General features: G+C 73.3%; 24 protein-coding genes. 14 read left to right on the top strand and 10 right to left on the bottom strand.

The genetic code is table 11. From position 1 onward, the window contains the following. The first annotated feature begins 127 nt into the window (after positions 1-127). Positions 128-1,294 carry an alpha/beta hydrolase gene (locus ACWGH1_RS19660; RefSeq protein WP_453356819.1) on the top strand — a complete coding sequence of 389 codons (1,167 nt, stop codon included), beginning with the start codon at positions 128-130 and terminating at the stop codon, positions 1,292-1,294. A gap of 76 nt (positions 1,295-1,370) precedes the next feature. Further along, entirely contained in the window at positions 1,371-2,204 is an 834-nt protein-coding gene (locus ACWGH1_RS19655) for a DUF4429 domain-containing protein (protein WP_453408855.1), read from the top strand. Positions 2,205-2,388: 184 nt separating this feature from the next. Here the strand turns inward: ACWGH1_RS19655 and ACWGH1_RS19650 are convergent, their stop codons facing one another. After that, positions 2,389-3,411 carry an aldo/keto reductase gene (locus ACWGH1_RS19650; protein WP_453355223.1) on the bottom strand — a complete coding sequence of 341 codons (1,023 nt, stop codon included), beginning with the start codon at positions 3,409-3,411 and terminating at the stop codon, positions 2,389-2,391. Next, positions 3,408-3,788: a MerR family transcriptional regulator gene (locus ACWGH1_RS19645; RefSeq protein ID WP_453355224.1), complete on the bottom strand. Its 381-nt coding sequence runs from the start codon at positions 3,786-3,788 to the stop codon at positions 3,408-3,410. The genes ACWGH1_RS19650 and ACWGH1_RS19645 overlap by 4 nt, the downstream gene beginning before the upstream one ends. 70 nt (positions 3,789-3,858) lie before the next feature. Here ACWGH1_RS19645 and ACWGH1_RS19640 point away from each other — a divergent pair, with 70 nt between their 5' ends. Further along, complete coding sequence (locus ACWGH1_RS19640) at positions 3,859-4,677, top strand: serine hydrolase domain-containing protein (RefSeq protein WP_453355229.1); 819 nt, start codon at positions 3,859-3,861, stop codon at positions 4,675-4,677. On the opposite strand, the gene ACWGH1_RS19635 is transcribed toward ACWGH1_RS19640, so the two are convergent. Further along, on the bottom strand, positions 4,674-5,330 hold the full coding sequence (locus ACWGH1_RS19635) for a pirin family protein (protein WP_453355225.1): 657 nt from the start codon (positions 5,328-5,330) through the stop codon (positions 4,674-4,676). The genes ACWGH1_RS19640 and ACWGH1_RS19635 overlap by 4 nt on opposite strands. 115 nt (positions 5,331-5,445) lie before the next feature. Here ACWGH1_RS19635 and ACWGH1_RS19630 point away from each other — a divergent pair, with 115 nt between their 5' ends. From ACWGH1_RS19630 to fabF, 5 genes are all read left to right on the top strand, one after another. After that, entirely contained in the window at positions 5,446-6,675 is a 1,230-nt protein-coding gene (locus tag ACWGH1_RS19630; protein WP_453355226.1) for a PucR family transcriptional regulator, read from the top strand. A gap of 89 nt (positions 6,676-6,764) precedes the next feature. Beyond that, the gene (locus ACWGH1_RS19625) at positions 6,765-7,682 is read left to right on the top strand and encodes an ACP S-malonyltransferase (protein ID WP_453355230.1); all 918 of its coding nucleotides are present in this window, start codon (positions 6,765-6,767) and stop codon (positions 7,680-7,682) included. Between the two features lie 20 nt (positions 7,683-7,702). Next, a complete protein-coding gene (locus ACWGH1_RS19620; RefSeq protein ID WP_453355227.1) occupies positions 7,703-8,707 on the top strand; it encodes a beta-ketoacyl-ACP synthase 3 in 1,005 nt (334 codons plus the stop codon). Between the two features lie 55 nt (positions 8,708-8,762). Further along, entirely contained in the window at positions 8,763-9,011 is a 249-nt protein-coding gene (locus ACWGH1_RS19615; RefSeq protein ID WP_053677848.1) for an acyl carrier protein, read from the top strand. Between the two features lie 81 nt (positions 9,012-9,092). Further along, positions 9,093-10,358: a beta-ketoacyl-ACP synthase II gene (fabF, locus tag ACWGH1_RS19610; RefSeq protein WP_453356231.1), complete on the top strand. Its 1,266-nt coding sequence runs from the start codon at positions 9,093-9,095 to the stop codon at positions 10,356-10,358. 64 nt (positions 10,359-10,422) lie between these two features. Here fabF and ACWGH1_RS19605 read toward each other — a convergent pair whose 3' ends face one another. After that, the gene (locus ACWGH1_RS19605) at positions 10,423-10,917 is read right to left on the bottom strand and encodes a DUF3145 domain-containing protein (RefSeq protein WP_453356232.1); all 495 of its coding nucleotides are present in this window, start codon (positions 10,915-10,917) and stop codon (positions 10,423-10,425) included. Positions 10,918-11,167: 250 nt separating this feature from the next. Between ACWGH1_RS19605 and ACWGH1_RS19600 the strand changes: the two genes are divergently transcribed. Further along, positions 11,168-12,064, top strand: coding sequence for an SGNH/GDSL hydrolase family protein (locus ACWGH1_RS19600; RefSeq protein ID WP_453356233.1), 897 nt, complete (start codon positions 11,168-11,170; stop codon positions 12,062-12,064). 68 nt (positions 12,065-12,132) lie between these two features. Here ACWGH1_RS19600 and ACWGH1_RS19595 read toward each other — a convergent pair whose 3' ends face one another. Next, positions 12,133-14,586 (bottom strand): beta-glucosidase, encoded by a 2,454-nt coding sequence (locus ACWGH1_RS19595; RefSeq protein WP_453408854.1) that lies wholly within the window; start codon positions 14,584-14,586, stop codon positions 12,133-12,135. Between the two features lie 154 nt (positions 14,587-14,740). Here ACWGH1_RS19595 and ACWGH1_RS19590 point away from each other — a divergent pair, with 154 nt between their 5' ends. Continuing rightward, a complete protein-coding gene (locus ACWGH1_RS19590) occupies positions 14,741-15,322 on the top strand; it encodes a TetR/AcrR family transcriptional regulator (protein WP_453355915.1) in 582 nt (193 codons plus the stop codon). A gap of 63 nt (positions 15,323-15,385) precedes the next feature. On the opposite strand, the gene ACWGH1_RS19585 is transcribed toward ACWGH1_RS19590, so the two are convergent. The 3 genes from ACWGH1_RS19585 to ACWGH1_RS19575 form a co-directional block, all read right to left on the bottom strand. Continuing rightward, positions 15,386-16,216, bottom strand: a complete 831-nt coding sequence (locus ACWGH1_RS19585) for an EI24 domain-containing protein (protein WP_453355914.1) — start codon at positions 16,214-16,216, stop codon at positions 15,386-15,388. A gap of 71 nt (positions 16,217-16,287) precedes the next feature. Then, positions 16,288-16,710 carry an organic hydroperoxide resistance protein gene (locus tag ACWGH1_RS19580; protein ID WP_453355913.1) on the bottom strand — a complete coding sequence of 141 codons (423 nt, stop codon included), beginning with the start codon at positions 16,708-16,710 and terminating at the stop codon, positions 16,288-16,290. Positions 16,711-16,775: 65 nt separating this feature from the next. Further along, positions 16,776-17,798: an NADP-dependent oxidoreductase gene (locus tag ACWGH1_RS19575; protein ID WP_453355912.1), complete on the bottom strand. Its 1,023-nt coding sequence runs from the start codon at positions 17,796-17,798 to the stop codon at positions 16,776-16,778. Between the two features lie 115 nt (positions 17,799-17,913). Here ACWGH1_RS19575 and ACWGH1_RS19570 point away from each other — a divergent pair, with 115 nt between their 5' ends. Continuing rightward, the gene (locus tag ACWGH1_RS19570) at positions 17,914-18,336 is read left to right on the top strand and encodes a MarR family winged helix-turn-helix transcriptional regulator (RefSeq protein ID WP_361136527.1); all 423 of its coding nucleotides are present in this window, start codon (positions 17,914-17,916) and stop codon (positions 18,334-18,336) included. 3 nt (positions 18,337-18,339) lie between these two features. Here the strand turns inward: ACWGH1_RS19570 and ACWGH1_RS19565 are convergent, their stop codons facing one another. Continuing rightward, the gene (locus ACWGH1_RS19565; protein ID WP_453408853.1) at positions 18,340-19,227 is read right to left on the bottom strand and encodes an SCO2400 family protein; all 888 of its coding nucleotides are present in this window, start codon (positions 19,225-19,227) and stop codon (positions 18,340-18,342) included. Positions 19,228-19,305: 78 nt separating this feature from the next. On the opposite strand from ACWGH1_RS19565, the gene ACWGH1_RS19560 reads away from it, so the two are divergent. After that, the gene (locus ACWGH1_RS19560; protein ID WP_453357112.1) at positions 19,306-19,899 is read left to right on the top strand and encodes a hypothetical protein; all 594 of its coding nucleotides are present in this window, start codon (positions 19,306-19,308) and stop codon (positions 19,897-19,899) included. A 16-nt stretch (positions 19,900-19,915) separates the two neighbouring features. Here the strand turns inward: ACWGH1_RS19560 and ACWGH1_RS19555 are convergent, their stop codons facing one another. Next, positions 19,916-20,614, bottom strand: coding sequence for an esterase/lipase family protein (locus tag ACWGH1_RS19555; RefSeq protein ID WP_453357111.1), 699 nt, complete (start codon positions 20,612-20,614; stop codon positions 19,916-19,918). Positions 20,615-20,837: 223 nt separating this feature from the next. Between ACWGH1_RS19555 and ACWGH1_RS19550 the strand changes: the two genes are divergently transcribed. Together ACWGH1_RS19550 and ACWGH1_RS19545 are read left to right on the top strand one after the other, a co-directional pair. Next, a complete protein-coding gene (locus tag ACWGH1_RS19550) occupies positions 20,838-21,875 on the top strand; it encodes a rod shape-determining protein (protein ID WP_453357110.1) in 1,038 nt (345 codons plus the stop codon). Next, positions 21,872-23,482, top strand: coding sequence for a sensor histidine kinase (locus ACWGH1_RS19545; RefSeq protein WP_453408852.1), 1,611 nt, complete (start codon positions 21,872-21,874; stop codon positions 23,480-23,482). Before ACWGH1_RS19550 ends, ACWGH1_RS19545 begins: the two co-directional genes overlap by 4 nt. The last annotated feature ends 10 nt before the right edge of the window (positions 23,483-23,492 follow it).

Below are 23,492 nucleotides of genomic sequence, written 5' to 3'. Positions count from 1 at the left end.
TGACTCGGTCGGCGGTGAGACCCGTCACCCGGCGCGCCAGGGGCTCCAGCGGTCTCCTAGGCTGGTTCCAGTGAAACTGCCCGGCTCCGTCCACCACACCGCCGGCGCCACAGCGCCCCCCGCCGCAATGCGCACCCTGCTCGCGCTCGCGGTCGTCCTCGTCATGCTGGTGATCACCGGCTGGACCTCCGTGCACCGGCCCGAGGCGGGCATCTCGCCGCGGGCCGCCGCCCTCTCCGCCTGGTCCCTGGCCCGGATCGACGGGCGCGCCCTGCCCGCCGCCGACGCCCCCGTCGCCGCGGTCTCCCGCTTCTTCGCCGGACTCGACGGCGCTCAGCGCGCCCGGCTCGCGGACGGCTACCCGCTCGTCGTCGGCAACCTCGACGGGGTGCCCGCCACCACCCGCTACCGGGCCAACCTGCACTCCCTGGAGCAGGCCCGGCGCGTGGAGGAGGCCCGCAGCCGGGACGTCGCCCTGACCCCGGCCGACCGCGCCACCGCGCTCCGGCGCGCCCACCGCCTCGAATCGCTGGCCGACCCGGGACGGCAGATCCTCCTGTTCGACCCCACCGGCGACGGCCTCGTCGCGGAGGTCTACGGCGACCTCGACCAGGCCCGCCGGGTGTCGGTGATCGTGCCCGGCGTCGACACCGACCTGCTCACCTTCGAGCGGACGCAGCGCCGGCTGACCGCGCCGTCCGGCATGGCGCGCTCCCTCTACGAGGCCGAACGCGCGAGCGCGCCGGACAGCAGCACCGCGGTCATCGCCTGGGCCGGGTACACCGCCCCCACCGGGGTCGGCATGGACGCCGCCACCGGCAAGCTCGCCGTGGAGGGCTCCGTACGGCTGCGGGCGCTGGCCGCGTCCCTGCCCGGGCGGTCCAGCGTGGCGCTGGTCTGCCACAGCTACGGCTCGGTGGTGTGCGGGGTCGCCGCGCACGAGCTGCCGTCGCGGGTGACCGACGTGGTGGTGGCCGGCAGCCCCGGGATGCGCGTGTCGAACGCCGCCGAGCTGCACACCGCGGCCCGGGTGTGGGCGATGCGGGACTCCGGCGACTGGATCGCCGACGTACCGCACCTGGAACTGGGCGGCCTGGGCCACGGGGCGGACCCCGTGTCGCCGGACTTCGGGGCGCGCCTGCTGTCCTCGGCGGGGGCCCGGAACCACACCGGCTATTTCGAGCCAGGGACCGCCTCGCTGGACAACTTCGCGAAGATCGGAACCGGCGCGTTCGGTTCCGTTGTGTGCGTGACAGGGGACGACACGTGCCGACAGGGAGTTTCCGGGGACTGACGGGCCCACTGGCCCCGCAGAACCGTCTCTGCGGTGAGGGGGACGAGCGGGGGCACGTCCCTCTACCATGAGCCGCATGGGGGACGTATTGGCCGGAAACCATGCCGTCTGGGAGTTCGACTCCGACTCGGTGATCATCCGTTTCGCGCGGGGGCTGCGGACGCCAAGGCTCTGGCACGCCCTCAGGGAGCGCCGGATCCCGCTGGAAGCGCTGTCCGAGGTGAGTCTGGCGGTGGGCAGGCGGGACACCGTGGTGCTGCGCGCCGTGCCGAGGCCCGGGGCGGATCCGCTGATGGAGGCCGCCGCCGGACAGCTCAAGGAGAGCTGCGACCCGTACCGGCTGGTGCTGCCCGGCGCGTGCGCCCCGCGGGCGGCGGCGCTGGCGGACGACGTTCGGGACCGGCTCGGGCCCGCGGCGGCGGCGGAGCGCTTCCTCGTCGCGGCCCCGCAGGCGCCGGCGCACCTCAAGGCGTACGACGCGCGCGTCGGCTTCGACGGGGCGGCCGTCGGCTTCCACTGGTCGCGCACGGGCGCCAGCAGTACCAAGTGGAAGGCGGGCGACCAGCGGTATCCGCTGGCGGAGGTGACGGGGGTGGTGTGGCGCTCCCCCGAGGGGCCGGAGGGGCACCTGCGGTTGCTGCTGCGGGACGCCGCCGCGGACGCCGCCGGCGGGGCCCGGCCGGACCACGACCTGGCGGCGGCCGTGTTCGGGGTGGGGTACGGGGCGGTGCACGAGTCGCTGCCGTTCGCGGCGGCCGTGCTGGCGGCGTTGCGGGGGCGGCGGATGCCGGTGACGACGGCCGCGCCGAAGGCCTCCGGCGGGGACCGGCTCCTTCACCTCGGTGAGCTGCACAGCGCGGGGCTGCTCACGGACGCCGAGTACTCGGCCCTGCGCGACCGGCTGGCGTAGCCGACGCCGTACGCCGCCGCGGCCGGCCGGGCTGCGGCGCCGTCGCGCGAGCGGCCCCGGCTGCGCCGGGTTAGTGGGGCTCCGCCCCACACCCCTCAATCGCCGGCGAGGCTGAAATTGCCCGGCCCCGCCGACCCCGGCCATGCCGGAATCGCCCGGGCCGCCGGCGGGCTGGATTCGCAGGCTAGCCCTCGCGGGCCGCCGAGGTGGAGGACATGTCCGGGTAGCGGTCGCCGGTGACCCCGGAGGCGATCGGCTCCAGCAGGGCCAGCTCCGACTGCGTCAGGGTGATCCGCGTCGCCGCCGTGTTCTCCGCGAGCCGGCCGGGCTTGCGGGTCCCCGGGATCGGCACCACGGTCAGCCCGTGCACCTGCGCCCGCTGCTGCACCCACGCCAGCGCGATCTGCGCCGGGGTCGCCCCGTGCGCCGCCGCGATCTCCCGCACCGGGGCCAGTAGCGCCGCGTTCGCCTTCGCGTTGTCGCCCGTGAACCGCGGCTGGTGCTTGCGGAAGTCGCCCTCGGACAGCTCCGTCGCCGCGTCCGTGAACGCGCCCGTCAGGAACCCGCGCCCGAGCGGCGAGTACGGCACGAACGCCACCCCCAGCTCCGCCGCCGCGCCCACCGCGCTGCGCTCCACGTCCCGGCTGAACAGCGACCACTCCGACTGGAGCGCCGCGATCGGGTGCACCGCGTGCGCCTCGCGCAGCTCGGCTCCGGTGACCTCGCTCAGGCCGAGGTGGCGCACCTTGCCCTCCCGCACGAGTTCGGCCATCGCGCCCACCGACTCGGCGAGCGGCACGGCCGGGTCGCGCCGGTGCATGTAGTAGAGGTCGATCACGTCGGTGCCGAGCCGCCGCAGGCTGCCCTCGACCGCCTGCCGGAGGTATCCGCGGTCGTTGCGGACGCCGCGGTAGTGCGGGTCGTCGGTGCGCTCGATGGCGAACTTCGTCGCCAGGGTGATCTCCTCGCGGTGCGCCGCGACGAACGGCGCGAGGAACTCCTCGTTCGCCCCGCGCCCGTACACGTCCGCGGTGTCGAAGAGGGTGACCCCCGCGGCCAGTGCCGCGTCCAGGGTCTGCCGGGCCGCCGCCTCGTCCGTGTCCCCGTAGAACTCGCTCATGCCCATGCAGCCGAGGCCCTGCACACCGACTATGGGGCCGCCCTTGCCCAGTTCGACCCGCTCGATCCGCTCCGTGCTCTGCGTCATTGCCGTACAGCCTTCCCCGCGTAGTGATCGATCTTGTAGTCCAGTACGGCGAGCGCGTCCGTCAGTTCCGAGATCCGCGCCCGCACCTCGCGGCGCGTCCGCTCCAGCAGCTCGCGCCGCTGCTCGACGGTGTGCTCGCCCTCGCGGACCAGCTCCGCGTACCGCACCATGTCCGCCACCGACATCCCGGTGGTGCGCAGCTTGCCCACGAAGGCCAGCCAGTCGAGGTCCTTGTCGCTGAACCGCCGCTGTCCCGAGTGGGAACGGTCCACGTGCGGCATCAGGCCGATCCGCTCGTACCAGCGCAAGGTGTGCTGGGTCAGACCGGTCAGCGCCTCGACCTCGCTGATCGTGTACCGCGTCTGCGTCAGGCTCATGGCGACCACGCTAAAACCTTGGAGTGCACTCCAAGCAAGTAGGCTCGGCCGCATGGAGAGCCCGGAGACCTTGCAGACCCTGCGGACCATCGAGAGCTGGCCGGTCCCGACCGCCGCGGCGGCCGTCGTGCGCGCCGACGGGAGCCTCGCCGGCTCCCACGGGCCCGTACAGCACCGCTTCCGCCTGGCCTCGGTCACCAAGCCGCTCACCGCGTACGCCGCCCTGGTCGCGTACGAGGAGGGCGCAGTCGAACTGGACGAGCCGGCCGGGCCGGAGGGTTCCACCGTCCGGCACCTGCTCGCCCACACCAGCGGCCTCGCGTTCGACGAGCACCGGGTGACGGGGCCGCCCGGGCAGCGCCGGCTGTACAGCAACGCGGGCTTCGAGGTGCTCGGCGACCACATCGCCAAGGCCACCGGGATCCCCTTCGCCGAGTACCTGCACCAGGCCGTCTTCGAGCCGCTGGGCATGGCGTCGAGCGCGCTGGAGGGCTCCCCCGCCAAGGACGGCGTGTCCACCGTCGCCGACCTGGTGCGCTTCGCCGCCGAACTCCAGGCGCCCCGGCTGCTCGACGTCCGCACCGTCGCCGAGGCCACCTCCGTCGTGCACCCGGGCCTCAAGGGCGTCCTGCCGGGCTACGGGCACCAGTCCCCTAACGACTGGGGGCTGGGCATGGAGATCCGCGACGGCAAGTCCCCGCACTGGACGGGCACCACGTCCTCGCCCCGCACCTTCGGGCACTTCGGCCAGTCCGGCACCTTCCTGTGGGTGGACCCGGACGCGCGCGCCGCGTGCGTGGCGCTGACCGACCGCGCCTTCGGCCCGTGGGCCGTGGCGGCCTGGACCCCGTTCACCGACGCGGTCCTCGCCGAGCTCCGCGCGCGTTAGGGCAGTTCCCAGATCAGCAGTTCGCCCGGGGAACCGGCGACGATCCGCAGTCCCGTCTCGCCGGTGATCCGCGCCGAGTCGCCGGGGCCGAGTTCCTCGCCGTCCAGGCGCAGGTCGCCGCGCACCACGTGCAGGTAGACCCGGGGCGCCGACGGCACGGTGATCCGCTCGCCCGCGCCGGGCCGCCGCACGTGCAGGACGGCGCCGGCCGCGGGGACCTCGTACGGCTGCCCGTCCGCGAGGCCCCGGACCAGCCGGTACGAGGGCTCGCCGCCCGCCGTCAGCGGGGCCAGCCAGGTCTGGACGAAGCGCAGCGGCGCGGGGCCGTCGTTGCGTTCGATGTGCCGCGCGCCCGCGCCGGCGGCGAAGTGCTGTACGTCGCCGGAGCGGACCAGGCCGGTGTCGCCGGTGGTGCTGTCCTTGTGCGTGAGCTCGCCCTCCACCACCCAGGTGACGATCTCGGTCTGGCTGTGCGGGTGCTCGTCGAAACCGGAGCCCGGCTGCAGGAGCTCTTCGTTGCAGGCGAGCACGGGTCCGAAGCGGATGTTGTCCGGGTCGTAGGAGGAACCGAAGGAGAAGGCGTGCCGGGTGGTGATCCCGGCGGCCGGGTTCCCGCCCTCGTACCGGTCCGCGGCGCGGCGTACATCAATCATGGTGGCCACCGTAGACCCCGGGGCGGGTCCGTCCGGGACGGCCGCGGCGGGTGCGGCGGCCGGGTGCCCGTGGACCCGGCTCCGCGCCGGGGCGCCGATAAGGCAGTCTTGTCCCGTGCCCCAACCCGAACGTGAGCATTCCCCCGAGACCGGCCCGGCGCGTCCCGCGCACGCCGCGCATCCCGCCCACCCGCATCCCGCGACGCTGCGCCGGCTGGAGAAGTCCGCCGGCCGGCTCTCCGCCAACGCGATCGCGCGCATGGACGAGACCCTGCCGTGGTACCGGGCGATGCCGCCGGAGAACCGGTCGTGGATCGGCCTGGTCGCCCAGGCCGGCATCGCCGCGTTCACGGAGTGGTTCCGGCACCCGGAGACCCCGCAGGCGATCTCCACGGACGTGTTCGGGACGGCTCCGCGCGAGCTGACCCGGGCGATCACCCTGCGCCAGACGGTGGAGATGGTCCGTACGACGATCGAGGTCATGGAGACCGCGATCGACGAGGTGGCGGCCCCGGGCGACGAGTCGGTGCTGCGCGAGGCGCTGCTCGTGTACGCCCGGGAGATCGCCTTCGCGACCGCCCAGGTGTACGCCCAGGCGGCGGAGGCGCGCGGGGCGTGGGACGCCCGCCTGGAGTCCCTCGTCGTCAACGCGGTGCTGTCGGGCGAGGCGGACGAGGGTGCGCTGTCGCGGGCGGCGGCGCTCGGCTGGAATTCGCCGGAGCACGTGTGCGTCGTCCTGGGCACGGCCCCGGACGGTGACAGCGAGCTGACGGTCGAGGCGATCCGGCGGGCGGCCCGCCACCACAAGCTCCAGGTGCTGACGGGGGTACTGGGCGACCGGCTCGTGGTCATCGCGGGCGGCAGCGACAACCCGCTACAGGTGGCGAAATCGCTGATCGGGCCGTTCGCGGCCGGGCCGGTGGTGGCCGGGCCGGTGGTCCCCGACCTGCTGAACGCGACGAAGTCGGCGCAGGCCGCCGCGGCCGGGCTGAAGGCGTGCACGGCCTGGCAGGACGCCCCCCGGCCGGTGCTGGCGGACGACCTCCTTCCCGAGCGCGCGATCGCGGCTGATCCCTCGGCGAGGGAGCAGTTGGTGGAGGAGATCTACAGACCGCTGGAGGAGGCGGGCTCGGCGCTGCTGGAGACGCTGAGTGTCTACCTGGAGCAGGCGAGCAGCCTGGAGGGGGCCGCGCGGATGCTGTTCGTGCACCCCAACACGGTGCGCTACCGGCTCCGACGTGTGACCGACGTCACCGGCTGGTCGCCCTCCGATGTCCGTTCGGCGTTCACGCTGCGGATCGCCCTGATCCTCGGGCGTCTGGCCGACGGCGATCTCCAGTCCTAGACTTTTGTCAGACATCAACAATTACCCCGACGGTTCTTCGTCCCTGTCCCCACGGGCGGCGCGGGCCGGATACAAGAGAGAGTGTGAGGGTGCTCGTACTCGTCGCTCCAGGCCAAGGCGCTCAGACGCCCGGCTTCCTGACTCCCTGGCTCGAACTCCCCGGCGCCGCCGAGCGCGTCGCGGGGTGGTCCGACGCTCTCGGGCTCGACCTCGCCCACTACGGCACGAAGGCCGACGCGGACGAGATCCGCGACACGGCGGTGGCCCAGCCGCTGCTGGTCGCGGCGGGTCTGCTGTCCGCTTCGGCGCTGGGTTCCCCGGCGGCTTTCGGCGCGGTCGCCGGCCACAGCGTCGGTGAGATCACCGCCGCCGCGTACGCCGGTGTGCTGGGCGAGGCCGACGCGCTGTCGTTCGTACGGACCCGGGGCCTGGCCATGGCCGAGGCGGCCGCGGTCGTCCCGACGGGCATGGCCGCGGTGCTGGGCGGTGACCGCGACGTGGTCGTGGCGCACCTGGAGAAGCTGGGGCTCGCCCCGGCCAACATCAACGGCGCGGGCCAGATCGTGGCGGCCGGGACCCTGGAGCAGATCGCCGCTCTGGAGGCCGACAAGCCCGAAGGCTCCATGAAGGTCGTCGCCCTCAAGGTCGCGGGCGCCTTCCACACGCATCACATGGCCCCGGCGGTCGCCACCCTGGAGAAGGCCGCGCAGGCCCTCGACCCGGCGGACCCGGCGCTGACGTACGTGTCGAACAAGGACGGCGGGGTCGTCACCTCGGGCGCCGATGTCGTCGCCCGCCTGGTCGGCCAGGTCGCCCATCCGGTCCGCTGGGACCTGTGCATGGAGACGTTCGCCGCACTGGGCGTCACCGGGATCATCGAGCTGTGCCCCGGCGGGACCCTGACGGGGCTGGCCAAGCGGGCGCTCAAGGGCGTTCCGAGCGTGGCCCTGAAGACCCCGGACGATCTCCAGAAGGCCGCGGAGCTGCTCGCCGGGCACGCGGCCTGAGAGAAGGAGCCCACCTCAGCATGTCGAAGATCAAGCCTGCCAAGGGCTCCCCGTACGCCCGCATCCTCGGTGTCGGCGGTTACCGCCCGACCCGTGTGGTGCCCAACGAGGTCATCCTGGAGACGATCGACTCGTCCGACGAGTGGATCCGCTCGCGGTCGGGCATCGCGACCCGGCACTGGGCCTCGCCCCAGGAGACCGTCACCGCGATGTCGGTGGAGGCTTCGGGCAAGGCGCTGGCCGATGCCGGCGTCTCGCCCGAGCAGATCGGCGCCGTGATCGTCTCCACGGTCTCGCACTTCAAGCAGACGCCGGCCGTCGCGACGGAGATCGCGCACCTGGTCGGGGCGGTCAAGCCGGCCGCGTTCGACATCTCCGCGGGCTGCGCCGGGTTCGGTTACGGCCTGACGCTGGCCAAGGGCATGGTGGTCGAGGGCTCGGCGCAGTACGTCCTCGTCATCGGTGTCGAGCGGCTGTCGGACCTGACCGACCTGGAGGACCGGGCGACGGCCTTCCTGTTCGGCGACGGCGCCGGCGCGGTGGTCGTCGGCCCTTCGGACGAGCCGGCCATCGGCCCCACGGTGTGGGGTTCCGAGGGCGACAAGTCCGAGACGATCAAGCAGACCGTGCCCTGGGACGAGTACCTCGGCAAGAGCGGTGGGGAGAAGTTCCCGGCCATCACCCAGGAGGGCCAGGCGGTCTTCCGCTGGGCCGTCTTCGAGATGGCCAAGGTGGCCCAGCAGGCGCTCGACGCCGCCGGGATCACCGCCGAGGACCTGGACGTCTTCATCCCGCACCAGGCGAACATGCGGATCATCGACTCGATGGTGAAGACTCTCAAGCTGCCGGAGCACGTCACGGTCGCCCGTGACGTGGAGACCACCGGCAATACGTCGGCCGCCTCGATTCCGCTCGCCATGGAGCGGCTCCTGGCGACCGGAGCGGCGAAGAGCGGCGACACCGCGCTCGTCATCGGCTTCGGGGCGGGGCTCGTCTACGCCGCGACGGTCGTTACCCTCCCCTAGGGCCGGGATCGTTTTTCCCTCCCTGATCATCAATTAGCTAGAGAAGGAGCGCCTCATGGCCGCCACGCAGGAAGAGATCCTCGAAGGTCTCGCGGAGATCGTCAACGAGATCGCCGGCATCCCGCAGGAGGACGTCCAGCTCGACAAGTCCTTCACCGACGACCTGGACGTCGACTCGCTGTCCATGGTCGAGGTCGTCGTCGCCGCCGAAGAGCGCTTCGAGGTGAAGATCCCGGACGAGGACGTCAAGAACCTCAAGACGGTCGGCGACGCCGCGGACTACATCCTGAAGAACCAGGCCTAAGAGCCTGCCGAGCGTTTGTCGCCACCCCGCGGTGGCGCCGTGACAATTCAGCACCCCCTGAGACGTGGAGAAAGAATTCCTGTGAGCCCGACCAATCGCACCGTGGTCGTCACCGGTATCGGCGCAACCACTCCGCTGGGTGGCGACAGCGCTTCGACCTGGGAAGGTCTGCTTGCCGGCCGTTCCGGCGTCAAGCCCCTGGAGGGCGAACGTTTCGCCGAACTCCCGGTCCGCATCGCCGCTCAGGCCGCCGTGGACCCGAGCGAGATCCTGCCCAAGCCGCTGGCGCGCAAGCTCGACCGTTCGGCGCAGTTCGCGCTGATCGCGGCCCGCGAGGCCTGGGCCGACGCCGGCTACACCGCTCCGGCCGGCGAGGACGCCGCCATCGTGCCCGAGCGGCTGGGCACCGTGATCGCCTCCGGCATCGGCGGTGTCACCACCCTGCTCGACCAGTACGACGTACTGAAGGAAAAGGGCGTGCGCCGGGTCTCCCCGCACACCGTCCCCATGCTCATGCCGAACGGCCCGTCGGCCAACGTCGGCCTCGAGGTCAACGCCCGCGCCGGTGTGCACACGCCGGTCAGCGCGTGCGCGTCGGGCGCCGAGGCCATCGGCTACGCCGTCGAGATGATCCGCACCGGCCGCGCCGACGTGGTCGTCGCCGGCGGCACCGAGGCGGCGATCCACCCGCTGCCGATCGCCGCGTTCGCCAACATGATGGCGATGTCCAAGAACAACGAGAACCCCACCCAGGCCTCCCGCCCCTACGACAAGGCCCGTGACGGCTTCGTCCTGGGCGAGGGCGCGGGCGTCGTGGTGCTGGAGTCCGCAGAGCACGCCGCCGCACGCGGCGCCCGGGTCTACTGCGAGGTGCTGGGCCAGGGCCTGTCCGCGGACAGCCACCACATCGCGCAGCCGGAGCCCACGGGCCGCGGTGTCGCGGCCGCGGTGCGCAACCTGCTCGACAACACGGACCTCGACCCGGCCGAGCTGGTGCACCTGAACGCGCACGCCACGTCCACCCCGCAGGGTGACACGGCCGAGCTCAAGGCGCTGCGCCAGGTCCTGGGCGGCGACCTCGACCACATCGCGATCTCGGCGACGAAGTCGATGACCGGCCACCTGCTGGGTGGCGCGGGCGGCATCGAGACGGTCGCGACGGTGCTGGCCCTGTACCACCGCATCGCCCCGCCGACGATCAACGTCGACGAACTGGACGACGACATCGACGCGGACATCGTCCGCGGCGAGCCGCGCAAGCTGCCGGTGGACGGCCCGATCGCGGCGATCAACAACTCGTTCGGCTTCGGCGGCCACAACGTGACGCTCGCGTTCCGTACGGTCTGACGCCCCGGCCCCGAAGACCGCAGAAGGCCCACCCGCTGCCGGGTGGGCCTTTCGCGTGCCGGGCTCAGACCACCTGGTGGAGCCAGCGGACCGGGGCACCCTCGCCCGCGTAGCGGAAGGGCTCCAGTTCGTCGTCCCAGGGCTTGCCGAGCAGTGTGGAGATCTCCGTCTCCAGGTCGCTCTCGCCGCTCGCGGACCGGGCGACGGCGGCGCGCAGCCGGTCCTCGGGGATCAGGATGTCGCCGTGCAGGCCGGTGACGGCGTGGAAGATGCCGAGCTCCGGGGTGCAGCTGTAGCGCTCGCCCTCGGCCGTCGGGCAGGGCTCGGCCGTCACCTCGAAGCGCAGCAGGTGCCAGCCGCGCAGCGCGGAGGCGAGCTTCGAGGCGGTGCCCGCTTCGGCCTGCCAGGAGAATTCGGATCTCCAGGTGCCGGGGGAGGCGGGCTGCCTGATCCAGTCGAGGTTCACCCGCACCCCCAGCACCCCCGCAACAGCCCACTCCACGTGCGGGCAGAGCGCGCGCGGTGCGGAATGCACGTACAGGACTCCACGTGTCGTCACCGGGACCTCCAGTGTGGGACGAGGTCGGGAATAAACTCCAGAAAACGGACAGTATGTGACGAGATGTAATGTAACGGAAATGATCTGACATTGCGTCGCGGGACCTGCGGCCGAAACGCCACGGGAAAAAGCTACCGTGCGCCAGGGGTCCTGGTGTGACGTACGGTCGCTCAGAACCCCGTGAACACAGAGCATTCACTCAGCAGGACGCCCCCGCAGGACGGGGGGCGACGAGGGAGGGACCACCCCGATGGGCACCACCGCTCCGCGCCGACGCACCCGCCGGACCCTCGCGGCGGCGGTCGCGACGGCCGCCCTGCTGGCAGGGGGCGCGACGGCCTGCGACTCGGGCGGCCCGGGTTCCGAGGGCGGCCGGGGAGCACAGGCCGGACCCCGCTGGAACACCTCCCCGAAGTCGATCGCCGCCGTGGGCGACTCCATCACCCGGGGGTTCGACGCCTGTTCGGTACTGGCGGACTGCCCGGAGGTCTCGTGGGCCACCGGTGCGGACCCGGAGGTCGACTCCCTCGCCACCCGGCTGCTCGGCCAGGCCGACGCGCCCGCGCACAGCTGGAACTACGCGGTGACCGGCTCCCGGATGGCCGACCTGGCGGCCCAGCTGACCTCGGCGGCCGCGCACAAGCCCGACCTGGTCACGGTGATGGTCGGCTCGAACGACGCCTGCCGGCCCACGTCTTCCTCGATGACCTCGGTGGCCGCCTTCAAGGCCGGCTTCGAGAAGGCCCTCGCCGACCTCCGGGCCGCCTCTCCCGCAACCCAGGTGTACGTGTCCTCCGTGCCGGACCTGCAGCGGCTGTGGGAGCAGGGCAAGGACGCCCCGATGGTGCGGCAGGTGTGGAAGCTCGGCATCTGCCAGTCGATGCTGGCGGATCCGCTGTCGTCCACCCAGGAGGCCACGGCCCGGCGCGAACGGGTCCGGGCGCGCGTGGTCGAGTACAACGAGGTGCTGCGCACGGTCTGCTCGAAGGATCCGCTGTGCCGCTACGACGGCGGCGCCGTGTTCCAGTACCCCTTCGGGACCGGGCAGTTGAGCCGCTGGGACTGGTTCCATCCGGGCAAGGCCGGCCAGGCCCGGCTCGCGGAGCTCGCGCACCGGCAGGTGACGGCCCCCGCGCTGCCGCGCTGAGCGCGCGGGAGGACCGGCGGAGGCTGTCAGGGCCTCTGCCGGTCCGGTTCACGGGTGATTTCCGGCCATTACGCCTGCACAGTGGCCGTCAGCCGCGTGTCGCCGTGCGCGCGGCTCGCGCGGACCTCGTAGGCGCCGCCGATCCGCCGCCAGGAGCCGGCCGCCTCGTCCCAGATCTCGAAGGCCCGGTCGGGCAGGGTGATCTCCGCCTCGACGCTCTCGCCGGGGCCCGCCGCGACGGACGCGAAGCCGGCCAGCCAGCTCGCCGGGCGCTCGACGCCGTCGGCGAGCGGGGCCAGGTAGACCTGGACGACCTCCCGGCCCGGCCGGGCTCCGGTGTTGGTCAGCCGCACCCGCGCCACCGACCCGGTGACCTCCAGCGACTCGTACGCCCATTCGGTGTAGCCGAGCCCGTACCCGAACGGGTAGGCGGGGGCCACCCCACGGGCCTCGTACGCCCGGTGCCCGATGAGGAGGCCTTCTCGGTACTCCAGCCGCCCCTCCGCGGGGACGACGTCCGTGACGGGGGCGTCGGCGATCCCGGCGGGCCACGTGGTGGGCAGCCGGCCGCCCGGCTCGGCCGCGCCGAGGAGTACGTCGGCCAGCGCGGCGCCGCCCTCCTGCCCGGGGAACCAGGTCAGCAGCACGGCGGCCACGTCGTCGCGCCAGGGCAGTTCCACCGGGGAACCGGCGTTGACCACGACCACGGTGTTCGGGTTCACGGCGGCGACGGCCCGGACCAGGTCGTCCTGCCGCCCGGGCAGTCCGAGGTCCTTGCGGTCGAAGCCCTCGGACTCGACGCGCTCGGTGGTGGCGACGACGACCACGGCGGTGTCTGCGGACCGGGCGGCCCGCACCGCCTCCGCGATCAGCTCGTCCGCGTCCCGCCGGGGCCCGAGGTGGAGCAGCGAGAACATGATCGCCTTGAGCGGCAGCGCGGTCACGTCGGGGACCCGGTAGGTCAGGGACACCTCGACGGGCTCGCCCTCGGTCAGCGTGACGCGGGCGCGCTCGCTGGGCGCCCCGAAGAAGGCCTCGAACGGGTCGGCCTCGTCGCCCATCCGCTGCACGCCCTTCCAGCGGGTCCGCCCGTCCACGGCGAGGGCGAAGGCACCCAGCCCCCGGGTGCCGAAGGCGTGCTCGCCGCTCTCGCGGGGCACGAACGTACCGGTGACCTCGATGCTCGCCATGGTCTCGTAGCCGGCGCCGGCGGGCAGGTCCTCGCCGATCCACTGCACCTGGCCGGACGGCAGGCTGCGCTCGCCGAGAACGGCGCCGGAGGCGTCGCGGCAGATCGCGCGCAGTTCGAAGCCCTTGTCCGCGGGGACGAGTTCCTCGCTCGGGTCGGCGCCGACGCTGAAGGTGAGCGACCCGGCGGGGAGCGCGGCCTCCAGGCCGTCGAGCGGGGAGACGACCCGCTCGGGGAAGACCGTCGCGGAGCCGCCGCCGAGGACCCGGGCGTCGCGGGCGGCGGCTCCGATCAGCGCCACCGTGCGGCCGGGGGCGGTGTCCAGCGGCAGCGCGCGCCGCCCGTCGGACCCGGCCTCGTTGCGGACGAGGACGAAGCCGCGGGCGGCGATCTCCCGGGCCAGCGCCTCGCCGTCGATCCCGGCCGGGGGGTTGCTGACGACGGCGGGCGCGCCTTCCAGCGCGCCCGCGCGGGCGGCGAGCCGCAGGACGTTGCGCACGGCGCCGTCCACCGCCTCCTGCGGGACCTCCCCGGCGCGGACCGCGGCGGCGAGGGCGGTCCCGTAGACGGTCTGCGGGCCGGGCATGGCCACGTCCAGGCCGCCCAGGATGGCGCCGGCCGTGGAGCGGGCGGCCATCCAGTCGGAGACGTTGCAGCCGTCGAAGCCCCACTCGGCGCGCAGCACGTCGTTGACGAGGTGCTGGTGCTCGGTCATCGTCGTGCCGTTGACCTGGTTGTATGCGGTCATGATGCCCCAGGGGCGGGCGTTCTTGACGATGGCCTCGAAGGGCGCCAGGTACAGCTCGCGCAGCGGGCGCGGCGCGATGACGGCGTCCACGGTGAACCGGTCGGTCTCGGCGTCGTTGCCGACGAAGTGCTTGACGGTGGTGCCTACGCCGCCGTCCTGGACGCCGCTCACGTAGCCGGTGCCGATGGCGCCGGTCAGGTACGGGTCCTCGGAGTAGCACTCGAAGTGCCGCCCCCCGAGCGGTGAGCGGTGCAGGTTGACGGTCGGGGCCAGGAGTACGTGGACGCCCTTGCGGCGCGCTTCCTGGGCGAGGAGCCGGCCGGCCCGGCGGGCCAGCGCGGGGTCCCAGGAGGCGGCGAGCGCGGTGGGGGAAGGCAGCGCCACGGACGGGTCGTCGGCGGTCCAGCGCACGCCGCGGACCCCGACGGGCCCGTCCGACATGACCAGGGAGGCCAGCCCGATCTCGGGGACGGCGGGCAGGGACCACATGTCCTGGCCCGCCAGCAGCCGGGCCTTGGTGTCGAGGTCCAGCTTGTCGAGCGCGGCCTCCACGGCGTCTTCGCGGGCCTGATCGGCATCGGTCACGGCCGTGCCTCCTCATCGGGTGCGTGCGGTGTGCGGTGCGGTCCGCCCATCGTGGACCCATTCCCTGTAGAGCGGTAGGTCTTGTTATCTTCTTGTGATATCAGTATGGAGTACGGTCCTGCCGCAGGGTGCGAACGGAAGGGGAGCCGGGGCGATGGCGAGGACGAGGAGCGAGGAACGGCGCGGCGAGATCGTGCGCGCCGCCGTCGAGGTGATGGCGGAGCGCGGCTACCGCGGCGCGTCCCTGGGCACGGTCGCCGAACGCGTCGGCCTGACCCAGCAGGGGCTGCTGCACTACTTCCCCACCAAGGAGGCCCTGCTGGTGGCGGTGCTGGAGGAGCGCGACCGCTGGGACACCGGTGGCGGCTCGCGCGCCTCCGCGGACACCTGGCGGCTCGACCTGCTGGCGTCGCTCGTCGACTACAACGCGATGCGCCCGGGCATCGTGCAGACCTTCTCGGCACTGCTGGGCGAGAGCGTCACCGACGGACACCCGGCCCGGGAGTTCTTCACCGACCGCTACGCGCAGGTCCGCACCGAGATGGCCGCGGTGCTGCGCGCGGAGTTCGGCGACCGCCTGCCCTCCGGCCTCACCCCGGAGGACGCGGCGCCGCTGCTGACGGCGGTGATGGACGGGCTCCAGTACCAGTGGCTGCTCGCCCCGCAGTCGGTGGACATGCCGGCCGCGTTCCGCTCCTTCCTGACCCTGCTGCGCGGCCCGGACGCCGCCGGCTAGCCGGTCGCGGGGCGCACGTCGGGGACCCGGCAGTAGGCGCGGCCGCATGGTCCGGGGGCGGCCCTACCAGGACGGCGGCGGCCCGAACTCCCCGGCCGGCACGCCGTCCTGTCCGGCGTCCTCCGCCGCGTCCTCCCGCTCGACGTCCCGCTCGGCATCCGCGCCGACCAGGTGCCGCGCCATCAGGGTGGCCCCAGCCACCGCGCCCGGCATCAGGAACACCGCCACCAGCGGCACCAGGAACGCCAGCACCAGCGGCACCCCGAACCCGAGCGCCAGCGCCCGCCGCCCCCGCAGCAGCACCAACTGCTCGTCGAGGTCCACCCGGCGCCGCTGGAGGGCGACGGAGGTGAGCTCCTGGGTCAGGAAGTAGCCGGAGACGCAGAACCCGATCGCCGGGACCACGGTCTGCCCGACCACCGGGACGAAACCGAGGGCGAACAGCAGGACCCCGTACAGCACCACCCGCAGCAGCAGCCGCACGCTGTCCCGGCCGGAGATCCACACGTCCTGCCACAGGCTCCGCCCGGACTCGGGCACCTCGCCGCCCTCGGTCCGGTCGACCTGCTCGGAGAGGGACTCGTAGAAGGGCTGGCCGACCAGCAGGGTCACGGCGGTGAAGGTGATCACCGCGAGGAAGAGCCCGAGGGCGAACACCAGGGCCGTCAGGAAGCCCCGGAACAACCCGAGCCACGGGGAGGACCAGTCGTCGGCGAAGGGAGTGGCCCAGACCGTCAGGTCGTCGGCGCCGAAGCCGAGGCCGACCAGCGCGCCCGCGTAGAGCACCAGCGAGACCAGCCCCGGCAGCAGGCCGAAGCCCAGCCAGCGCCCGTGGCCGAACACCCACCGCTGTCCGGCGAGCAGGTACCGGAAGCCCCCTACAAGATCACCCATGCGGGCCAGTTTACGGCGAAGGCCGCACCCCCCGGGGGGAGTGCGGCCTTCGCTTCGAGCGCGGTGCGGGATCAGACGGCCAGCTCGACCGTGATGTTGCCGCGGGTCGCCTTGGAGTACGGGCAGACCTGGTGGGCCTTCTCGATGAGGTCCTTGGCGGTGGCGGCGTCCACGTTCGGGATCACGGCGGAGATCTTGACGATCAGGCCGAACCCGTCCTCGTTCTTGCCGATGCCCACCTCGGCGGTGACGGTGGAGCCGGAGATGTCGGCGTTCTCGTTCTTCGCGACGACTCCGAGGGCGCCCTGGAAGCAGGCGCTGTAGCCGGCGGCGAACAGCTGCTCCGGGTTGGTGCCCGCGCCACTGCCGCCGAGCTCCTTCGGCGGGTTCACGACGACGTCGAGCTTGCCGTCGTTGGTGGCGACGCGGCCGTCACGGCCGTTCTCGGCGGTGGCCACGGCGGTGTACGCGACGTCGGACTGCGTGATGGACATGTAAGTGGATCCTCCAGATGAATCGCCGTGACTCGCGCCCACGATCACGACGGTGTGGAGTGAGCCTAACGGGTGAAGGAAACGATCATCTTTCCGGTGTTCTCACCGCGCAGCATCCCGAGGAAGGCCTCGGCGGCGTTCTCCACGCCCTCCTGGACCGTCTCGTCGTAGCGCAGCTCACCGGAGCGCAGCCAGCCGGCCACGTCCTGGACGAACCGCTCCTGGATCCCGGCGTGGTCGCTGACGAGGATGCCCTGGAGCCGCAGCCGCTTGCCGATGACCTGCACGAGGTTGCGCGGGCCGGGCGCCGGCTCGGTGTCGTTGTACTGGGCGATCGCACCGCAGAGGGTGGCGCGGCCGTGCACCTTGAGGGCGGAGATGGCGGCTTCGAGGTGGTCGCCGCCGACGTTGTCGAAGTAGACGTCGATGCCCTCGGGCGCGGCGTCCTTGAGCTGCTCGGCGACGGGGGCGTTCTTGTAGTTGAAGGCGGCGTCGAAGCCGTACTTCTCGGTGAGGAGCGTCACCTTCTCGTCCGAGCCGGCCGAGCCGATCACCCGGGACGCGCCCTTGATCCTGGCGAACTGGCCGACGAGGCTGCCGACCGCACCGGCGGCGCCGGAGACGAACACGGCGTCGCCCTCCTTGAAGGAGGCGACCTCGAAGAGACCGGCGTAGGCGGTCAGGCCGGGCATGCCGAGCACGCCCAGGTAGGCGGAGAGCGGGGCGAGCGAGGCGTCGACCTTGGTGGCGTGCGCGGCGTCCAGCTCGGCGTACTCGCGCCAGCCCAGGCCGTGCAGGACGTGGTCGCCGACCGCGATGCCCTCGGCGGCGGAGGCGACGACCTCGCCGACCGCGCCGCCGTCCATCGGCCGGTCCAGCTGGAACGGCGGGACGTAGGACTTCACGTCGTTCATCCGGCCGCGCATGTAGGGGTCGACCGACATGTGGAGGTTGCGCACCAGGATCCGGCCCGGCGCGGGCTCGGCGTTCACCGGGACCTCGCGCAGGGCGAAGTCTTCGGCGACGGGCCAGCCCTGCGGGCGGCGGACGAGGTGCCACTCGCGGCTCACGGCGGGGATCTGGGACATGGGGTGCTCCTGGGGCGAGGGGGAAAGCGGAACCCGGCGGCAAAATGCTTCACCACCTGAAACAACCATGCTCCTGGATATTTCATGTTGTCAAGTAAATGGGTACGCTGGATCCATGCCCAGTCGTCGCACAGACCCCCTGACCCTTGAGGTCGTCGAACTCATCGGCGACGTCGTGGCCCGCTACCACCAGGAGTACGAGCACGCGGCCGCCGGCCACCAGCTCACCGGCGCCCAGGCCCGCGTGCTGAACCTGCTGTCCCTGGAACCGATGCCCATGCGCCGGATCGCGCAGAAGCTCAAGTGCGAGCCCTCGAACATCACCGGCATCGTGGACCGGCTGGAGTCCCGCGGCCTGGTCGAACGCAGGCCGGACCCGGCGGACCGCCGGGTGAAACTGGCCGCTCCGACCGAGGAGGGGCTGCTGACCGCGGACCGGCTGCGCGAGTCGCTCGACTTCGCGCGCGAACCGCTGGCCGGGCTGTCCGACGCCGAGCGGGGCATGCTCCGGGACCTGCTCAGGCGGATGCTGGGCTGAGCCTCACCAGCAGAAGAGCCAGCACGTGGGCTTGGGCTTCCTGGTCTTGGTGGGGGTGGGCACCGGCACGGGCGGAGCCGTCGCCGAGCCGGACGTGCTGGGCGCGGGCTGCCCCGGCTTCGTGGGCTGTACGGATGATCCCGGCCCGGAGCCGGTGGGCGTCGGCTCCGGCTTCCCGGAGGCGGAGGCGCTCGCCCCGGCGGCCGGCTGCGCGGACCCGCTCGGCGACCCGCTCGGCCCGGCCTGCTTCGTGGCGCCCGCGGTGGCCTTCGCGCCCCCGGCGCCCTTGCCCGTGCCCGCCGCACCGGAGCGCGCGGCCCCGCTCGGCGCGTCCGGCGCCGGCTCCGGCTTCTCGGGGCCGACCTCGTCGGTCAGCACCACCTTGGCGGCCCGGCCGCCCCCGTCGTCGTCCGTCGCCATCCGGGCCAGCGCCACCGAACCGCCGGTGGCCAGCAGCAGCCCGAGCCCGACGCTGAGCACGGTCCGGCGGCCCCGGCCACCCCGGGGGGCGCCCCGGCCGCGCGTCCGGGCCCGGCCCTCCACCGGGCCGGACAGCAGCACGATCGACTCGGCGTACGGGTCGGCGGGCTCCGGGGCGGGGGCGGGGTGCTCGTACTGGTGCTCCGCGTGTCCGGGGCCGGGGTAGCCGGTGTACCCGGGACCGGCAGGCCCGGCCCCGCCGGCGTACCCAGGGTCGCCGTAGCCGCCGTGGCCCGCGTAGCCCGGCGGCGCGTAGCCGGGTGCCGGTGCCGACACGAACCCCGGCTGCTCATGGGCGGGCGCCGCGGCGGAGGCCGGCGGCGCGGGTATGAGGTACTCGGCCGGGGTTCCGCATCCGGCGCAGGCGAGCGCGCCGTTGAGGTGCCTCCGGCAGGCAGGGCAGTAATTCATAGGGCCCGCAGGCTACGTGGTGATCGGCAACAGCGGGATTCCGGGAACGTAAGGATCCTGTGTGGAATCGTGGCTTCCATGACCGCGATCCCGTCCGATCCGCCGCAGGCCGCCTCGGGAGCCTTCGGCCCGGCCGCCTTCCAGCTCGTGCTGCTGCGCAGGATGGCGGACTTCCAGCCCGGCCTCGCCGAGCGGGCCCGGCTGCGCCTGGGCGCCTCGCTCGCCGAGCAGCGTCAGGCCAACAAGCGCTGGCAGGCCATGGTCCGCTCGCCCCGGTCCCGCGGGGCCCTGGCCCGCTACCGCTCGGTGCTCGGGCCGCCGGAGTCGACCGGGCCCCGGCGGATCGGCGACCTGGAGTGCAAGGCACTGCTCTGGCCGGTGCCGCTCTGGCCCGACCTGCGCTTCGAGGTGCTGGCCGGGCCGGACGGGGCGGTGTGGAACGAGTGGCTGGTGCGGGCCCCGGGCGCACGCGGGCCCGTACTGGAGACGGAGCGGGATCTGCTGCCCTGGACGGCGACGGTCGACGAGGTGGCGCGGGCCTTCGCTCCGGTCCGCCCGATGGAGGGCACGGCCCCGACGCGGTGGCGGCTGGCCTTCACCGCGGCGGGGGCGCCGCTGGTGGCGGAGTTCACGTACGGCCTGCTCCAGGAGGTCCGGCCGGGGACGGCCTGAGGCCGCCGGGCCGGGTTCAGGAGCGCAGGAAGGCCCGGACGCCGGCCGAGGTGGCGTCGTCGCCGAGCAGGTCGTTGTGTTTCAGGCAGCCCACCGCCACGTTGGTGGCGCCGGTCAGCGGGACGCTGTCGTCCGGGTTGACCACTTCGTCGCAGTCCGACCGGAAGGTGGCGTACGCGACCGCCCCCGGCGTCTCGTCCCCGGCGGCCAGGTTCTTCACCACGTACGACCCCGGTGTCATGTCCCGGCAGGCCTGGTCCCAGAGCGCGCAGGCCCAGGCGGTGGAGGTGCCGTGGTTGGGGCCGGCGAGCGAGACCCAGTGGGCGACGGTCGCCGTACCACCGCCGTACTTCACGTACCAGCGGCTGACGAGCGAGCCGAAGGAGTGCCCCACGATGTCGACTCTGGCCGCTCCCGTCTCCCGGCGGACCCGGTCTACGTAGGCGCCGAGCTGCCCGGCGAGGACCTCGTTGACGGACCGGTGGGTGTCGTAGCCCCAGGAGAAGAACTCCGCGTCCGCGTACCCGTCGGCCCGCAGGTCCTCGCGCAGGGACCCCCACACTCCGGGATCGGCGTTGTAACCGTGCACGAAGACCACCGGATTGCGGGCGGCCGCCCGGGCGCCCGCCCGGGCCTGGGCGGGGACGAGGAGGACGGCGCAGAGGGTCAGGCAGAGCGTCAGGAGGGCCGGCAGTCCCTGGCGGGACGTCAGCATCGGCTCCCCTTTACCTTGTTACGCGCCGGTAGCGCGGACGGTGCGCGCATCGTGGCGCCTGTCGGTACAGAAGACCACCCCTGTGCAGCACCGTCCGGCACGGGCGACCCACCCCGGCCGGAGCATCCCAACAGGCGCATGACCCCAATGACCCGAGAAGATATGAGTTGTCCGACCGGCAGTCGCCGGTCTTCTTGCGTCAGCGCTCTCGGAGGGATCTGCCGTGACCGTCAGTCTTGAGCAGTTGCGCCGCTGCCACGTCGCTGTCGACCTGGGGGCGGCCAGGACCCGCGTCTACGTGAAGGGTGCCGGCCTGGTCGTCGACGAGCCCAGCGTCGCCGCGGTCAACACCCGTACGGGGGCCCTCATCGCCGTCGGCACCTTCGCCGAGCGGATGACGGGCCGTACGCCCGACTACATCCGGGTGGTGCGCCCCGTCTCCGGCGGCACCGTCGTCGACATCGAGATGGCGCAGCGGATGCTGCGTCACCTGCTCGGCGAGAAGCTGCGCCGGGCCCTGCGGCGCAAGCCCCGGCTGCGCGCCGCCGCCTGCACCCCGCACGACGCCGATCCGCTCGCGCAGCGGGCGGCGGTGGAGACGCTGGTCGGCCTCGGCGCCCGGCGTGTCGAGCTGGTCGACACCCTGATCGCGGCGGCCGTCGGCTGCGGCCTGCCCGTGGAGCAGCCGACCGCGACCATGATCATGGTGTGCGGAGCGGCGGCCACCCAGGTGGCGGTGCTGTCCCTGGGCTCCATCGTGACCGCCGAGCGGATCCCGGTCGGCGGTGAGGCCATCGACCACGCCGTGGTGCAGCACCTGCGGCACGCGCACGAGCTGATGCTCCCCAGCCAGGCCGTCCGGCCGCTCCAGCTGGCCCTGCACGGCAACGGCATCACCGCCGAGGGCCCCGCCTCCACCCTCATCCACGGCCGGGACGTGGCCACCGGGCTGGCCCGCTCCGTGCACGTGGACACCGCGGCGGTGCGCGACGCGATCCACACGCCGCTGACGGCGGTGCTCGACGGCATCGGCAAGGTGCTGCGGGACTGCCCGCCGGACCTGGTCGCCGACCTGACGGACCGGGGGATCATGATGGTAGGAGGCAGCGCACTGCTGCCGGGCCTGGACCAGATGCTGCGCGACGCCACCGGCATGCCCGTCGCCATCGCGGAACGGCCGGACGTGTGCGCCGTGCTCGGTCTCGGCATGATGCTCGAAGGGAAGATCGCCCCGATGGTCCTCAACCCCTTGACCGAATGACACCGCACGCAGCCGAAGACCCGGCCGGCCGGGAGCCGCGCCCGGGCCGCCCCCCGGCCGCCCCCGGCGGGGAGGTCGCGGCGCTGCCCGTACTGCTGGAGGCGGTGCTGGCCGTCGGATCGGAGCCGGAGCTGCACAGCACCCTCCAGCACCTCGTGGACTCGGCCGCCGAGCTGTGCGCGGCACGCTACGCCGCGCTCGGGGTCGTCGACCCCGAGCGCGGCCGGCTGACCGAGCTGTTCACCTCCGGCCTGAGCGACGCCGAGCGGGCCGCGCTGCCCCGGCTGCCCGACGGCCGCACCGGCCTGCTCGGGGCGCTGCTGGCCGACGCGCGCCCGCTGCTGCTCGACGACGTCACCCTGGACCCCCGCAGCGTCGGCTTCCCGCCCGGGCATCCCCCGATGCGCGGCTTCCTGGGCGTACCCATCCGGGTGCACACGGAGGTCTTCGGGAACCTCTACCTCACGCAGAAGCGCGGCGGCGGCCCCTTCACCGACGAGGACCTGTCCCTGCTGCGGGTACTGGCCTCGCAGGCGGGGATAGCGATCGGCAACGCCCGCCTCTACGACACCGCCCGCCGCCGGGAGCGCTGGATCGAGGGCGCCGCTGCGGTGACCACCGCCCTGCTGGCGGGCCGCCCGGCGGCGGACGCGCTGATGTGCGTCGCGGACCGGGCCCGGCTGCTGGCGGACGCGACGGCCGGGGTGGTGCTCCAGCCCACCGCCGAGGGCGGCATGGAGATCGTCGCCGCCTCGACGCACGGCGACCCCGGCGACCTGGTCGGCACCACCATCGCCCCCGGTTCGCCGGTACTGGAGCAACTCCTCGGCGGCGAGCCCGTCTTCATAGAGGACTCGGCGACCGATCCCCGGATGACCACGCACGTACGGGAACGGTTCGGCCCGAGCATGATGCTCCCGCTCCAGAGCGGCGGCCGGCTGATCGGCACCCTGGCCCTGCCGCGGGCGCGGGGCGGGCGCCCGTACGACGCCGTGGACCGGCTGCTGGCCTCGCAGTTCGCCTCCCAGGCCGCGCTGGCTCTGGTACTGGCGGACGCACAGCACGACCGCGAGCAGCTGGCCGTCTACGAGGACCGCGACCGGATCGCGCGCGACCTGCACGACCTGGTGGTCCAGCGGCTGTTCGCGACGGAGATGATGCTGGAGAGCACGAAGAAGCGCTCGGCGGCGGCCGCCGCCGGGGACCCGGTCGGCGCCGAGCTCGGCCGGGCCGTGGACGAACTGGACTCCACCATCCAGGAGGTCCGCACCGCGATCTTCGCGCTCCAGCAGCCCCCGACGGACACCCCGGCGACCTTCCGCGGCCGGGTGCTGCGCGAGACGGGCGGGGCGGCGGTGCTGCTGGGCTTCCAGCCGTCGGTGCGCTTCGCCGGGGCCGTCGACGCCCTGCTCCCGGAGCGGGTGGCGGCCGAACTGCTCTCCGCCCTGCGGGGCGCCCTGGCCGCGGCCCACCGCCGGGCGGACGTCACCTCGATCGAGGTGGAGGTGGACGCCGTCCCGGGCCGGGTCCGCCTGACGGTCTGCGACGACGGCCGCACGCGGGAGGGCGCCCGGGGCACGACACTCAGCTGGGAGTCACCGCTCTGACGGCTCCCGT

It is taken from the genome of Streptomyces sp. NPDC054883 (assembly GCF_053610645.1).
Note: the sequence above shows the minus strand (reverse complement) of the source record. Positions and strands in the feature narration are given on the sequence as shown.